This is a genomic window from Streptomyces sp. NPDC047315 (assembly GCF_040643215.1).
Classification (GTDB): Bacteria; Actinomycetota; Actinomycetes; order Streptomycetales; family Streptomycetaceae; genus Streptomyces.
Genome location: NZ_JBEYTZ010000047.1, coordinates 44,694 through 58,781 on the forward strand (window position 1 = coordinate 44,694; position 14,088 = coordinate 58,781).

Here is a 14,088-nt window from a genome sequence, read left to right on the forward strand (position 1 = left end):
CCTTCACCATGCCCTCATCCGTCACACCCGCCACACGTGTCACGTCCGAGCCGGCAGCATCGGCAGTGCCGTCCGTCACCGTGCACGAGCACATCACCGACGCCCTGAAGGACCCCGCCTTCGTCCGGCTCTCCGACTCGGTCGTGCTCGCCCGCTTCGAGACGATGAAGGTGTACGCGGCGCTGGGCGCGGTGCGCGCCCTGCTGGAGTCCGGTCGCGTCGTGCCGGGTCAGACCGTCGTCGACAGCTCCAGCGGAATCTACGCGCTCGCCCTCGCGATGGCCTGCCACCGCTACGGGCTGCACTGCCACATCGTCGCCTCGACCACCGTGGACGCCACGATGCGGGCCCAACTCGACGTGCTGGGCGCGACGGTGGAACAGATGCCGCCCTCCCACGACCTGCGGCTCGACCAGGAGCGGCGGGTGCGCCGGGTGCGGGAGCTGCTGCGCAGCCGGCCCGACGTGCACTGGATGCGGCAGTACCACGACCCGGTCCACTACGCCGGCTACCGGGAGTTCGCCGACCTGGTCACCGCCGCGCTGCCGCCCGGCCCGCTCACCGTCGTCGGCGCGGTCGGCACCGGCTCCTCCACCGGCGGGCTGACCCGGGCGCTGCGCTCCGGCGGCCGGCAGGTGCGGCTGGTGGGCGTGCAGCCCTTCGGGAGCGTCACCTTCGGCAGCGAGCGGTTCAGCGACCCGGAGGCCATCATCGCGGGCATCGGCAGCTCCATCCCGTTCGGGAACGTACGGCACGAGCTGTACGACACCCTGCACTGGCTGGACTTCCGGCACGCAATGGCGGGCGCGGTGGAACTGCTGCGCCGGCACGCCGTCTTCGCGGGCCTGTCGACCGGCGCCGCGCACCTCGTCGCGCGCTGGGAGGCGGAGCAGGGCGCGACGGGGGCGACGCACCTGGTGCTGGGCGCGGACACCGGACACCGGTACGCGGAGCGGGTGTTCGCCCGGCACGCGGAGGCGCTGGACCCGCAGACCCTGCGCCCGCAGCGGATCGCCGAACCCGGCGAGTTGGCGCCGCCGTGGGCCGTGCTGGAGTGGGCGGGCCGCCCGGCGCCGCCCGCGGCCCGCGCACCCATCGCCGCGCCCTCCCGTACCACCAGCACCAGCACCAGCACCAGCACCAGCACCAGGAGCGTTTGATGACGATCGTCGCCCTCGAAGCCCTCTCCTTCGGCCTGGAGCGGCTGGCGCGCGCCGCCAGCGCCGGCGGCCACCGGCTCCACCTGCTGACCTGCGACCGCTCGGTGTACCGGCACGAGTTGGCCACCGTCGCCCACGACGCGCTCACCGTCGTCGACGTCGACACCACGGACGTCGACGCCGTGCGGCGCGCGCTGGCCGCCGTGCCCGACCTCGCCGGGCTGGTCAACACCACCGACACGTGGAGCGTGCCGGCCGCCGACCTCGCCGCCGAGTTCGGCCTGCCGGGCCCGGACCCGGCCGCGGTGCGCGACCTGCGGGACAAGGCCGTCGTACGCCGCAAGCTGCACCGCGCCGGGCTGAGCCGCGGCAGCGCGTCCGACGACCCGACCGCGGTCGAACTGCCCGCGGTCCTCAAGGACTCGGCCGGCACGTCGTCGCGCGCCGTGTGGATCGTGCACGGCGAGCCGGAGCGCCGCGCCGCGCTCGCCGCCGCGGCCACCGCCGCCCTGAAGGGGACGCTGTTCGCCGAGCCGTTCCTCGCCGGCCCGCTGTACAGCGCCGAGACGCTCACGTGGAAGGGCGAGACGCGGCTGCTGGGCGTGGCGAGCCGGCAGACCTCCCGTACGCCCGCGGTACGGGAGGAGGCCGCGGCGTTCCCCGTCGCGCTCCCGCCGCACGAGGGCGAGCGGGTCGCCGCCTGGGTCTCGGACGTGCTGGCCGTCGCCGGCCACGACCAGGGCTTCGCACACGTCGAGTTCGTCCTCACCGCGCACGGCCCCGAACTCGTCGAGGTCAACCGACGCATGGGCGGTGCGCTCATCGGCGAGGCGCTGTGCCGCTCCTACGGGAACGAGGTGTACGAGGCGCTGGTGGCCGTCACGCTCGGCGAGCGTCCCGCGCTCCTGGACGCGCCGGCGCCGAGCGGCGCGCCCGCGGTCGCGTTCGTGCTGGTGTACGCGGACCGGCCCGGGGTCCTGACGGGCTGGCGGGGCCTGGAGGGGCTGCGGGCGTTCCCCGGCGGGGTGGAGTGGTATCCGGTGCGGGAGCCCGGGGAAGCCGTCCCCGCCGTCGACGACCAGCGCGGCTGCACCGGCATGGTGCTGGCCGAGGGCCCCACGGCGGAGTTGGCGCAGCACCGGGCGTGGAGCGCGGCGACGACCGTACGCCCCCTGATCGCCCCCTGACCGCGGGTGGACCGTCGGTTCAGCGCCTCCCAAGTCCTTCTCCTCACGGCCTCGTTCCTCATCACCCTCGGCAGCTTCGCCGTGCTGCCGTACATGTCGGTGCTGCTGCACGAGCGCCTGGGCCTCGGCCTGCCGCTCGTGGGCGTGGTGCTGGCGATGGCGTCGTTCGTGCAGTTCAGCGGGGGCGTGGTGGGGGCGGCGCTGGCCCGGCGGATCGGGCTGCGGGCGACGATGCTGCTGGCGCTGGCGGTGCGTACGGTCGGCTTCGCGTGCTTCGTCCCCGGCCTCGGGCGGCCGTGGCTGGCCGTGGTGGCGCTGTTCCTGGTGTCGGCGGGCGCGGCGCTGTACCTGCCGGCGAACAAGGCGCACCTGGTGGCCGGGCGCCCGGCCGGCGAGCGCCCCCGGCTGCTGGCGGCGAGCGGATCGGCGTTCAACGCGGGCATCGCCCTGGGCCCGCCGGCCGCCGCGCCCTTGGTGCTCGGCGACCCGGGTGTGCTGTTCGGGGCGGTGGCTGTGCTGTTCGCGCTGGTGGGCGCGGCGCACCTGCTGCTGCCCGAGGCGTCGGACGAGGCGTCGGACGAGGCGTCGGACGAGCCGGTGGGCGGTTATGCGGGCGCTGCTCGCGGTTTCGCGGGCGCGCCCTTCGCCTACACGGTCCTCGCCGTCTACGTCTTCATGTTCTTCCAGCACTACCTGGCGCTGTACGCGATCCCCCGCACCTCGACCGGCTACTACGGCGCGGTCCTGATGGGCTACGCCCTCCTGCTGGTAGTCGTCCAGCCGCTGCTCGCCGCCCGGACGGCGAAACTGACCTACGGCCGCGCCCTACGGCTGGGCTTCGGCACGATGGCCCTGGGCCTGGCGACGCTGGCGGGCGGCGGCCACGCGTGGATCGCGGCGGGCGCGGTGCTGATCTGCCTGGCGGAGGCGGTCCTCTTCCTCCGCAACGACCTGGAGGCCCTGACCCGTTCGACCGCCCCGCCGGCGACCGTCTTCGCCCGCCAACGCCTTGCAGCCGGCCTCGGCGCCAGCACCGCGGCGCTTCTGGGCGCCCCCCTGTACGCCGCGACCGAACGCGCGGGCAGCGCGTCCCACTTCTGGCTGGCCGCATCCGCCCAGGCCGTCCTGCTCCCCCTGCTGCTGTGCCTCCCCCTGACGACGCGTCCCCGCAGCCCAAATCCCACCGCGCCCCACCCGTAGCCCGAACGCCCCTTCCGAGAGCGTTGCCCCCTGCGGCCCGGTGGTGGTTTGCTCGCGCAGTTCCTCGCGCCCCTGATGGGCCTCCCGTAGCTGGCCACCTGCGGGCAGTGGACCGACCGGCCACAAGATGCCCCGACGCCCGCAGGGCGTGGGGCTTTCAGGGGCGCTGGGGTCCCCCCCACGCCCTCTGGGCGTAGGGGGCGGAACAGCGCGACCAGCTCACCACCGGGCTGCAGAGACCAACGCACCCGCAGAGAAACCGCGCGCCCCCCACCCCACGAGCAACCGCACCCCGCCGCAGGTTCAAGAGGCGCCTCAGGCGCCATCGCCCCCGCCCGGGGCGATCGCGCTTCGGACGCACTCACGGAGCAGTTCGCGCCGCCGCGCAGCACCTCACCCGGCTCCTCACCGCTGGCCGCGTACACGTTGCTCACCGGCGACCAGGCCATGGACATCGCGATGACCACGGCCATGACGTCGAACGGGTCACCCCCGCGCACCCGCCCCGCAGCCTGCGCCGCAGCGATCGCCGCGAGCTTGCGGTCGTCGTACTCCTGGTGCGTCTCGACCAGATGCCCCGCAGGCCGTCGCTCCAGCCGCGCCCAGGTCGCCAGCCGGATGAGGTCGGGGCGGCGCAGGTACTCGTCGTAGAGGCGGACCGCCCACTCCGCGAGGTCGTCGGCGTCGATGGGCACGACGTTGGTTTCTGCCGCTCCTTCCCGACCCTGACCTACGGCGGCACCGACCGGCACGACGGAACGACCACCCTGGGCGGCTTCTCCCGCGAGTACGTCGTACGGGACGCCTTCGCCTACCCGCTCCCCTCCGGCCTCGCCCCGGCCGCCGCTGCCCCGCTGATGTGCGCCGGCGTCACCGTCTGGGAACCCCTGCGCCACCTCGGCGTCGGCCCCGGCAGTCGGGTCGCCGTGGCCGGACTCGGCGGCCTGGGCCACCTCGCGGTCAAGATGGCCGTGGCGCTCGGCGCCACCACCACCGTCGTCAGCCGCACCCGGGACAAGGCCGACGACGCCCGCAGGCTCGGCGCGCACGACCTCGTCGCCGCCACCGACGCCCGGCAGATGGCCGCGTTGCGAGACGCCTTCGACGTCGTCGTCGACACCGTCCCCGCCCCGCACGACCTCGGCCCGTATCTGAAGCTGGTGGCGATGGACGGCACCCTCAGCCTCCTCGGGCGGCTGGGCCCCGTCACCGTCGAGGCCACGGATCTGCTCATCGGCCGCAAGAAGCTCAGCTCCGCGGGCAGCGGAGGCCGCCCGGCGACGGCCGAGATGCTTCGGTTCTGCGCCGACAACGGCATCGTCGCCGACGTCGAAGTGCTCCCGTCGTCACAGGTGGACACCGCGCTCGACCGCCTCCGGCGAGGCGACGTCCGCTACCGCTTCGTGCTCGACATGTCCGACCTGGACTGACTGGACTGGCTGGACTGAGGGGGAGAGGGGAGGCGGGTGGGCCCAGCCCACCCGCCCGCCGCCCCGTCACCCGGGCGGGACGCCCTACGCCGCGACCAACACCCCCGCACCCTCCTCCGCCGCCTCCCGTGGCGGCAGCGGCGCCTCGTCCAGCCAGACCGCCGCGAGCTCGCGGCGGGCCCTGGCCACCCGGGATCTTATGGTGCCGACCGGGCAGCCGAGCACGTCCGCCGCCTCCCCGTACGACAGGCCCAACAGCCGCGTCAGCACGAACGCCTGCCGCCGCCCCTGCTCCAGCGCCCCCACCGCGTCCATGAACGCCACGGACTCCTCGAACCCCGGCAGGTGCAGCCGGGCCGCCCCGGCGCGGTCGGCCGCGGCGAGCCAGTCGTCCGCGGTGTCCGCGATCCGGGGGCGGGCCGAGGCCCGCCGGATTCCGTCGACGACCACCCGGCGGGCGATCGCCAGCAGCCAGGTCCGCGCGCACGAGCGCCCGGCGAAGCCGCTGAGGCTGGTGAGCGCGCGTAGATACGTCTCCTGCGCGAGGTCGTCCGCGCCCGGCACGTCGGTGGTCAGATGGACGAGGAAACGGCGTACGTCCTCGTACGTGGCCTCGACGAACAGCTCCGTGGCCCGCCGGTCGCCACCGCCCGCCGCCAGGGCCCAGCCGGTGATCTCCGCGTCGTTCCGGCTGCGTCGCGACGCATCGCTCCGACCGGTTCGCACGGCATGCGGATAAAGCGAATGAGACATGACAAATCGCCCTTCACATCCGAACTTTTCCCAAGAGAGGTCAAGAACGGAAGGGTGGGCGGCCCGCGACGGGTCACGGCCCTCAGCGGAGTGAGCGACGCGGGCGGGCGCGGCGGCGGACGCGGCGCCGTGACGAGGCGTACGGCGCACGGCAGCGCCGCGCACCCCCCGCCGAGCGCCGCGCGCACCAGCCGCAGCCGTTGTCGTACGGCCAGCAGCCGTTGTCGTACGGCCTGCGGCAGCGGTGCGGCCCGCCCCAGTCGGGCCAGTTGGGCGAGCGCCCGCTCGCCGCGCCACAGCCACCAGCCGCAGACGGCGCCCGCGACCAGGTGCGCGAAGGTCATGCCGGAGGTGAGGAGTCCGGGGTCGAGCGCCCGGTCCAGCGCGGCCACGGGGGCGGAGCGCATGCCCGGGTGCGGCCCGGGGTGGTGCGGCGCTCCGACGCCCGCCGCCGGCGCCGCGCCGTGGCCGACGGCCGCGAAGAGCAGGTGGAGCCCGACCTGTGCGGCGGCGCTGACGCCGACGACGGCCCCGGCGGAACGTTCCTTTCGAGTCAATCGCCAGGCGATCGCGGCGAGCGGCGGCAGAGCGAGGCCGTACGCGTACCTCGGGGGCGAGTCGCCCGACGCGAGGGTGTGGCCGAGCCCGGACACCACGGCGCACACGGCGGTGAGCACCGCGGTGTGGACGAGGCGGAGCGCGGATCCGGCTCTCATGCGGCTCATGTTGCCAGCGTGACGGCCGGCTCTGGGAGAGCGGCTCGATCATCAGATGTCCGCCCATTGGGCGGTTTACCGCCACGGAGGGCGGTGGTGACCCACGTCACGAAAAGACGCGGGGAACTTTCCCGCCCCTGCTCCCGACCACTTGAGAGAGCACACCATCCCCTACCAGGGGTCCTCCCCCAGGAATCCCACGAGGAGTCCCACCAGGAATCCCCACCAAGAGTTCCCCCACTTCACCGGGCTCACCGACCTCCTGACGCCCCGTTCCCCCTGATCCCCCTGGTTTCCCCCCACACGTACACATCGGATCTCGGAGGAGTGACCTCGATGCACCCCCCTTCGGAGCGGACCACGCCCGCCCCCCAGCCGGCCACCCCGCAATCCACCAGAGCGCCGCGCATAACGCTCCGCGCTGACCTGCGGGCTAGTTGGGTCGACGGGCTGATCGCCGTGGTGATCACGGCCGGCCTGTTCGCCCTGATCTGGGCCCGCATCACGTCCGGGGCCTCCTCCACGGCCACGGTGATGCCCTTCATGGCCGAAGACCCCCGCGCCTTCTGGCTCTACTTCCTGAGCCAGGCGTTCGGCTGGTCGGCGTTGCTGTGGGCCTGGGGCACGGTCCTGCTCGGACTGCTGCTCTCCGGCCGCCGCCCCTCCTGGCTGCGGATCTCGGCCACCCGGCTGGAGCGCCTGCACCGCACCACCAGCCTCAACACCATGATCCTGATCGCGGCCCACGCGCTGCTGTTCGCCGCGGAACTCATCCGCTTCGACGACGACTCCTGGCCCGCGGCGACCTGGACCGCCTTCGTCGAGGCGTTCGTCCCCGGCGGTTACCAGTCCGGCACCGGCCGCATCGCCATCCCCGTCGGCCAGGCGGCGCTGTACCTGGCGATCCCGCTGGGCCTGCTGTTCTACGTGCGCCACCGGATAGGGCCCAAGACCTGGCGCGTGATGCACCGCTTCGTGATCGTGGTGTACGTGCTCAGCGTCTGGCACACCCTGCTGTACGGCACGAACGTCTGGTACGACGGCTGGTTCCGCACCACGATCTGGCTCCTCCAGATCCCCGTGGCCCTGCTGCTCCTGGCCCGGCTGATGCGCCCGGCCCGTCGCTCGGAGCGGCTGCCGGCGGTGTCGGCGGCGTCGTCCAAGCCGTTGTGGGGCGTACGGCTGACGGGGCGGGTGGCGGCGGCCGGCGTGGTCGCCGCGCTGCTGGCCGTCGTGCTGTCGGGCCACGACGGCGGACGCCAACAGCCCCCGGAGGACACGTCCTCCAGCCACGAGCACGACTGACAGCCGACGATTGACAGCCGACGATTGACGACCTACGACTGACGACCGACGACCGATGGCTGACGGTCAGTCCTTCGCCGGGGCGCCTTTGCGCTCGTACTGACGGCACTCGCCGGTGAAGACCGCGGCCAGTTCCGCGGCGACGATCGAGGAGACGAGCGAAGAGCCGAGCGCGGCGGCGTCGGGTAGGGGCTCGCGGTACACCTGGAGCGCCAGCCCCTCCGTCACGGCGGCGAGGCGCACCGCCGCCGCGGCGGGGTCGACGTCCGGCTCGACCTCGCCGCACTCCTTGCCGTTGTGCACCGCGCGGGCGAGGTCCTCGCGGATCCGGCGCGCGGTCTCGACGTCCACCGCGGCGAGCGCGGGCGCGTCGAGCGCGCGCCCCGCGAAGGCCCGGGCGACCCGGTACTCCGCGCGCCGGGTGTCGTCCAGCGGAATGAACTCCGTCAGCACCTCCGCCATGATCCCGGCGATCGGCCGCCGGTGCCGCGTCCCGGTGCGGATGCGCTCCTCCGCCCGGCCGCGGATGCGCGCGCTCACGGTCGTGAAGGCGTGCAGCAGCATCTCGTCCTTGGAGCGGAAGTAGTGCTGCACCAGCCCGACGGACATGCCGGCGGTCCGGGCGGTGCGGGCGACGGTGACGGCGTCGAGCCCGTTCTCTGAGATCAGTTCGCAGACGGCGGCGGCGATCTGACGTCGGCGTTCGTCGTGGTCGGCGGTCCTTGGCACTTGATAACCGTACCAGCGTACGGTAAAAACCGTACAGCCATATGGTTATCCGTGCCCGCCTCGGACCTGAGGACCGCCATGCCCCTGTACCTGCCCCCGCGCTCCGGGTGGCGCCGCGCCGCCGCGGCCGTGCTGCCGCTGCTGTTCTGCCTGCTCGCCGTACCGCCGCCGGCCGCGGCTGCGCCTGAAGCGCCGTCACCCAGCTCGTACGCCGAGCTGGACGCGTACGTCCGCGAGCGGATGGCGGCGACCGACACCCCCGGCCTCTCGTACGCGGTGGTCGGCCCCGACGGCCCCCTCCACCAGCGCTCTTGGGGCACGGACGGCCGCGGCGACCGCGTCACCGCCGACACCCCCTTCCTCTGGGGCTCGGTCGCCAAACCGATCGCGGCGACCGCGGTGCTGGCCCTGGTCGAGGAGGGGCGACTGGGCCTGGACGACCCCGTGGTCGACCACCTGCCGGGCTTCCGCTTCGGCGGCAGGGACCACGCGTCCCGCGTCACGGTGCGACACCTGCTCACGCAGACCGCGGGCGTCCCCAACTCCGCCACGCTCAAGGTCACCGACTGCCTGGACGCGGACTGCCCCCGCCCCGGGGAGCGCGTCGGCGCACTCGACGACGTCACGCCGCTCGGCCCGCCCGGCGCCGCGTACGCCTACTCCAGCGCGAACTACCTCCTGCTCGCCGCGGTCGTCGAAGCCGCCACCGGGCGGTCGTTCGCCGACGAGCTGCGGCGCACGGTGCTCGCGCCGGCCGGCATGTCCGAAGCGATCGTCGACCGCGAATCGGCCCGCGCGCGCCGCCTCGCCCCCGGCCACCAACTCCTGTGGGGCATGCCCGCCGCGACCGCCGACGGCGTCGACGACCACGGCGCCGCGTACGGCTACACCGGCGGCGACCTCGACGACCTCGCCGCCTTCGCCTCCTTCCAACTGCGCGCCGCCGCCCCCGTCCTCGCGCCCGATTCCGTGCGCCTGATGCGCCAGGAGGGCAAGGCCGGCAGCGGATACGGCTTGGGCTGGCGCGTCGGCGGCCTGGACGCACCCTTGGAGAAGGCCGTCTGGCACACCGGCGCCAGTCCCGGCTACGCGGCGATGCTCTTCCTGCTGCCGGAACAGGGCGTCGCGTTGGTCCTCCAACAGAACCTGTACGGACTGCTCCAGGACGAGACGATCATGGAGGTCGGCTTCGGCGCGGCCCGCATGCTGGCCGGCGCGCCCCGCCCGGACGGCTCCCCGTCGGCGACCGTCCACCACCTGACGGTGTGGACGACCACGGCCCTGGCGGTGCTCCTCCTCGCGGCCACCACCCGCTCCCTGCTGCTCCTGCGCCGCCCCGCCCACGGCCCTGGCCGCGGTCCCGCCCGCCGCCACGGTTGGCTTCCGACGGCCCTGTGGTGCCTGCTGGCCGCCCTGCCGCTGGTGGCCCTCTGGCTGCTCGCCCGCGCCATGCCCCTCGGGCAGGCGTGGACGTGGGTTCCGGACGCGACGGTCGCGCTGTACGTCGCAGCCGCGGCCGGCGTGGCGCTGCTGGTGGTACGGGGGTGGCTGACGTTCCGGAGCAGGCGAGGCGGCCACCCCGTAGCGTGAGGCGCATGACCGCGTTCGTACAGCAACTGCCCGCGCTCATAGGCGTCGTCGTGGGCGCCATCGGCTCGTACCTGGCCATCACCCGCGGGGACCGGGCGCGCTTCCAGCGCGAGCAGGAGGCGCGTTGGGAGGAGCGGCGACTCGCGCTGTACGCCGACTACGCACGGGACTTGAAGCGTTCCGTCACCCTCGCGTACCGCGTCGCCGCCCACTTCGGCTGCGACTCCCACCCGCACCCCCTCACCCCCGCCGAGGCCGCACCGCTGTTCGCCGAGGCCGCCGACGCCCGGGACGCGTCGGGGGAGGCGCTGTTGATGCTGGGCGCGCAGGAGGTGGTGGCGAGCGCGCGCGAGTGGGTCACGGTGGTGATGGACATGGAGGCTTTCTTGCGGGCGGGGCCGCACGACCCGGAGCGATGGGCCGCGCTGCCCGTGGAGCAACGGGCGGCGCGCGCCCGGTACTACGAATCCGTACGAAGCGATCTCGCGCTTCCCACCGGCCATTCCGGGCAGTGGCCGATCCGTGAGGACCGCTCCGGAGCATGAAACGCCCGGGCGCGGGGGCGGAGGTTATCCACAGGCTTCAGCGGGGGATTTCGGTCCGCCCTACGGTGAACGCATGTCACTTGGAACAGCACGTCCAGCGCTCTCGGCACTTCTCGTCATCGACATGCAGCAGGGCTATCTGCCGATGGCCTTCCGCGGCGCCGAGACCGTCGCCACCATCGCCGGGCTCAGACGGCGCGCCAAGGCGGCCGGGGTCCCGATCGTCACGGTCCAGGACCAGGGCGCGGACGCGGTGCCCGGCACGGAGGGCTGGCGCATCGTGCCCGACCTCGCCCCGGACCCGAAGGACCCGCTGGACCTCGTGGTCCACAAGACCACGGCGGACGGCTTCCTCGGCACCGACCTCGATCGGATCCTCCGCGGCCTCGGCGTCACCGAGGTCGTCGTCACCGGCTTCGCGACGGAGATGTGCGTGGAGGCCACCGCCCGCCAAGCCCTGAGCCACGGCTACGACCTGGTGTACGTCTCCGACGGGCACACCACCGCCGTGCCGCTCGCCGACGGCGCGTTCACGGCGCCCGAGCAGGTGGTCGCCCATCACAACTGGATCTTTAGGGGCATGGCCTTCCCCCGCCGCAGCGTGCGCGTCCTGCCCGCCGCCGAGGTGGACTTCGCCACCCCCGCCGAGCGCCCGGCCGCGGCGGCGCCGGACGGAGTCCGCCGCGCCGTCCTCAGCGGCTCGACGTTCGAGGAGCAGATCGGTTACGCCCGCGCCGTCGTCGACGGCGACCGGGTGCACGTCTCCGGGACGACCGGCTTCGACTACGCGACCACGACCATCTCCGACGACGTCGTCGAGCAGGCCGAGCAGTGCTTGCGCAACATCACCGCCGCCCTCGCCGAGGCCGACGCCAGCCTGACCGACGTCGTCCGAGTCCGCTATCTCCTCCCCGACCGCGCGGACTTCGAGCCCTGCTGGCCGGTGCTGCGCCGCCACTTCGGCGAGGTGCGCCCGGCGGCGACGATGCTGGTGTGCGGACTGGCGGACCCACGCATGAAGATCGAGATAGAGGTGGACGCCCACCGGCCGGCGCGGCACGGAGGGTGATGTCCGCGCCGATGTCCGGTCCGGGCGGTCGCGTTCACGGTCATCAGAACGGCGATGGCGCTGCGGGCCTCGGCCCCCCGGGGGCCCGGGCCTTGACCCCCCGGGCCCCGGCCTCGGGTCCCCGGCGCCGGGGCCGTGCGGTCAGCGGTCGGAACGGCCGGCGGTGCTTGACGCGCGGCCCGCGAGCCAGTTGACGATCCGCTCCTGCAACTCCCGCTCGGGACCGTCCCGCCGCGACGCGAACCACTCCAACTGTTGGCGGATGTTCTCCGAACGGCCCGGGTGGCGCACCGCGAGGACGTCGATGCCGCTCTCGCCCGTGGAGCATCTGATGTACACGCTGCTGTCGAGCGCCATCATGCCGAAGCCCGGATGGCCGGCGCGGATGCCGAGGAACGCCGACTCCGCACCCCGGCCCATGATGTCCCAGCGTTCCAGGAGCCGGACTCTGGTCCAGCCCATCGGTACGGCTCGGCTGCCCCAGTGCAGGTTCTGCAAGAAGGCCCGGTGCGTGTGGGTGCCCTTCGGAAGCTGGACGAGGAACTCGCGCCGTCGGTCGAGAAGGCCCGAGGAGACTGCCAGGTCGTACCAGTCCTCGTTGAGGCGCTCGACGAGCCGAGGGGTCTCGTACCGATGGGAGAAGCCGCCGGAGACGTCCTCGGGACCGTAGCCGTAGACGAAAGGCATCGTGCCGTCCGGCACGGCGTCCGGGATCACCTCAAGCCCGGCCCGTCGCAGCGGCCGGTACATCTTGCGTTCGCGCTCCTGGATGCCCACGGGGAAGTGTTCTACCAGGGCCGGTCCGCACGGGAATCCCCCGGGTACGCGGTCACGGCCGCCGTGTGGTCTTGCGCTTCCGGCAAGGAAGCTCGTGACCGGCACGAAGGCCGCTGACGCGACCTCGCCCGACGGGGCGCGCCCGTCGGGGGCGAGGTCGCAGGGGGAGCGGTGCCACCGCTCAGAGGTGGCGCCCCATCACCTCGGACAGGCGGGTCAGTTCGTCGCCGCCGTGGCCCAGGCCGATGGCGCGGCGGGTCAGGCCCTCCGCGGCGCGCATGACGCTGGCGTCGATGCCGTGGGCTTCGGAGGCGTGGATGATGTGGGCCATCGTCGAGGCGGACGAGGTGATCGGGTTGACCTTGGCCACGTAGTCGCCGTTGTCCACCTCCACCGCGGCCTCGTCGAAGGACGGCGGCAGGATGGCCGCGATGCCCTTGGCGAAGGGCGCCAGCTCCTGGGCGCTGATGCCCTCGGCGCGGGCGATGGTCAGGGCGTGCATGTAGCCGGTCATCGCGGTCCACCAGATGTCCAGCAGCGCGATGTCGAACGCGGCGGCGCGGCCGATGTCCTCGCCGAGGTAGCTCTGGGCGCCGCTCAGCGCGTCCAGTACGGGCTTGTGCTCCTGGTACAGCTCCTCCGGGCCGCTGTAGAGGAAGACGCCGTGGGGCGTGCCGATGGTGGTGGTCGGCGTCATGATCGCGCCGTCGAGGTAGCGCACGCCGTGCTCCGCCGCCCACGCCCCGGCCTCGCGGGAGCGGGCGGGGAGGTCGGCCGAGAGGTTGACCAGGGTGCGGCCCTTGAGTGCGGCTTCCACTTCGGGGCGCCGCAGGACGGAGTCCGTCGCGTCGTAGTCGACCACGCACACCACGATCAGCTCGCTCGCGGTCACGGCCTCCTCGGCGGACGTCGCGCTCACCGCGCCGCTGGCGACCAGCTCCCGCTCGCGACCGGGCGTGCGGTTCCAGACCGTGGTGGCCACCCCGGCTGCCAGGAACGCGGCGGCCAGCGCCCGGCCCATCGGGCCCAGCCCGATCACCGTGACGGCGGTCCGGGGGGTGTTGTCAGTGTGTGCGGACATGCTTGAGCTCCCGTGCAGAATGGAAAGGTCTCGATGAAGGGGATGGTGGCTATGGCACGCATGCGGGCGCAGGACCCGACCGTGTGCGGGGTGACCGCCGCGATCGCGGTGATCGACGGCAAGTGGAAGACGGCCCTGCTCTGGCTGCTCGAATCCGGTCCGCGCAGGCCGGGCGAGTTGCGTCGGAGGCTGCCGGGGCTCTCCGAGAAGGTGCTGACTCAGGCGCTGCGCGAGATGGAGACCGACGGCCTGGTGCACCGGGAGGTGCACGACGTCCTGCCGCTCAAGACCGTGTATTCGTTGACGGAGTTCGGCAGGGACCTGTCCGAGGCCCTGGCTCCCGTCTCGGACTGGGGCTATCGCCGCCTGGACCGTCTCGCCGAGCAGCAGTCCACGGACGAACCCGCGGCCTCCTGACCGGGGGCTGGTCCACCTCCTTCGTTTCTGCTCTCCCCTAGGCCGTGTCTGACAAATCCCGTCTGGGCCGCGGCACCCGGCACGCACACTCGCTGCGTTGTCGGGATCTTCCTGGTACGTCCAGTACGA

Annotated in this window: 13 protein-coding genes and 1 pseudogene; 9 read left to right on the forward strand and 5 right to left on the reverse strand. The window is 73.4% G+C overall.

The window, feature by feature from the left end; genetic code table 11:
* Positions 1–8 precede the first annotated feature (8 nt).
* The 3 genes from ABZ842_RS35305 to ABZ842_RS35315 are packed head-to-tail and all read left to right on the forward strand — an operon-like array spanning position 9 to position 3,547.
* On the forward strand, positions 9–1,160 hold the full coding sequence (locus tag ABZ842_RS35305) for a pyridoxal-phosphate dependent enzyme (protein ID WP_361546633.1): 1,152 nt from the start codon (positions 9–11) through the stop codon (positions 1,158–1,160).
* On the forward strand, positions 1,160–2,347 hold the full coding sequence (locus ABZ842_RS35310) for an ATP-grasp domain-containing protein (protein ID WP_361546636.1): 1,188 nt from the start codon (positions 1,160–1,162) through the stop codon (positions 2,345–2,347). Before ABZ842_RS35305 ends, ABZ842_RS35310 begins: the two co-directional genes overlap by 1 nt.
* 6 nt (positions 2,348–2,353) lie before the next feature.
* Positions 2,354–3,547 (forward strand): MFS transporter, encoded by a 1,194-nt coding sequence (locus tag ABZ842_RS35315; RefSeq protein WP_361546639.1) that lies wholly within the window; start codon positions 2,354–2,356, stop codon positions 3,545–3,547.
* Positions 3,548–4,017: 470 nt separating this feature from the next.
* On the opposite strand, the pseudogene ABZ842_RS35320 reads toward ABZ842_RS35315, so the two are convergent.
* A pseudogene (locus ABZ842_RS35320) lies at positions 4,018–4,185 on the reverse strand (TetR/AcrR family transcriptional regulator); the annotation flags it as partial.
* Here ABZ842_RS35320 and ABZ842_RS35325 point away from each other — a divergent pair.
* Positions 4,105–4,977 (forward strand): zinc-binding dehydrogenase, encoded by an 873-nt coding sequence (locus ABZ842_RS35325; RefSeq protein ID WP_361546642.1) that lies wholly within the window; start codon positions 4,105–4,107, stop codon positions 4,975–4,977. The pseudogene ABZ842_RS35320 and the gene ABZ842_RS35325 sit on opposite strands and share 81 nt — an antisense overlap.
* Before the next feature lie 84 nt (positions 4,978–5,061).
* Here ABZ842_RS35325 and ABZ842_RS35330 read toward each other — a convergent pair whose 3' ends face one another.
* Positions 5,062–5,703: a sigma-70 family RNA polymerase sigma factor gene (locus tag ABZ842_RS35330; protein ID WP_361546645.1), complete on the reverse strand. Its 642-nt coding sequence runs from the start codon at positions 5,701–5,703 to the stop codon at positions 5,062–5,064.
* A gap of 1,079 nt (positions 5,704–6,782) precedes the next feature.
* Here ABZ842_RS35330 and ABZ842_RS35335 point away from each other — a divergent pair.
* Complete coding sequence (locus ABZ842_RS35335; RefSeq protein WP_361546648.1) at positions 6,783–7,751, forward strand: ferric reductase-like transmembrane domain-containing protein; 969 nt, start codon at positions 6,783–6,785, stop codon at positions 7,749–7,751.
* A 66-nt stretch (positions 7,752–7,817) separates the two neighbouring features.
* Here the strand turns inward: ABZ842_RS35335 and ABZ842_RS35340 are convergent, their stop codons facing one another.
* A complete protein-coding gene (locus ABZ842_RS35340) occupies positions 7,818–8,480 on the reverse strand; it encodes a TetR/AcrR family transcriptional regulator (protein WP_361546651.1) in 663 nt (220 codons plus the stop codon).
* A 78-nt stretch (positions 8,481–8,558) separates the two neighbouring features.
* On the opposite strand from ABZ842_RS35340, the gene ABZ842_RS35345 reads away from it, so the two are divergent.
* From ABZ842_RS35345 to ABZ842_RS35355, 3 genes are all read left to right on the forward strand, one after another.
* Positions 8,559–10,070 carry a serine hydrolase domain-containing protein gene (locus ABZ842_RS35345; protein ID WP_361546654.1) on the forward strand — a complete coding sequence of 504 codons (1,512 nt, stop codon included), beginning with the start codon at positions 8,559–8,561 and terminating at the stop codon, positions 10,068–10,070.
* A 5-nt stretch (positions 10,071–10,075) separates the two neighbouring features.
* Positions 10,076–10,615 (forward strand): hypothetical protein, encoded by a 540-nt coding sequence (locus ABZ842_RS35350; protein WP_361546657.1) that lies wholly within the window; start codon positions 10,076–10,078, stop codon positions 10,613–10,615.
* A gap of 73 nt (positions 10,616–10,688) precedes the next feature.
* A complete protein-coding gene (locus ABZ842_RS35355; RefSeq protein ID WP_361546660.1) occupies positions 10,689–11,684 on the forward strand; it encodes an isochorismatase family protein in 996 nt (331 codons plus the stop codon).
* 141 nt (positions 11,685–11,825) lie between these two features.
* Here ABZ842_RS35355 and ABZ842_RS35360 read toward each other — a convergent pair whose 3' ends face one another.
* Together ABZ842_RS35360 and ABZ842_RS35365 are read right to left on the reverse strand one after the other, a co-directional pair.
* On the reverse strand, positions 11,826–12,461 hold the full coding sequence (locus tag ABZ842_RS35360; RefSeq protein WP_361546663.1) for a hypothetical protein: 636 nt from the start codon (positions 12,459–12,461) through the stop codon (positions 11,826–11,828).
* 181 nt (positions 12,462–12,642) lie between these two features.
* Positions 12,643–13,542, reverse strand: a complete 900-nt coding sequence (locus ABZ842_RS35365) for an NAD(P)-binding domain-containing protein (protein ID WP_361546666.1) — start codon at positions 13,540–13,542, stop codon at positions 12,643–12,645.
* 51 nt (positions 13,543–13,593) lie between these two features.
* On the opposite strand from ABZ842_RS35365, the gene ABZ842_RS35370 reads away from it, so the two are divergent.
* Entirely contained in the window at positions 13,594–13,959 is a 366-nt protein-coding gene (locus tag ABZ842_RS35370; RefSeq protein ID WP_361546669.1) for a helix-turn-helix domain-containing protein, read from the forward strand.
* Positions 13,960–14,088 lie beyond the last annotated feature (129 nt).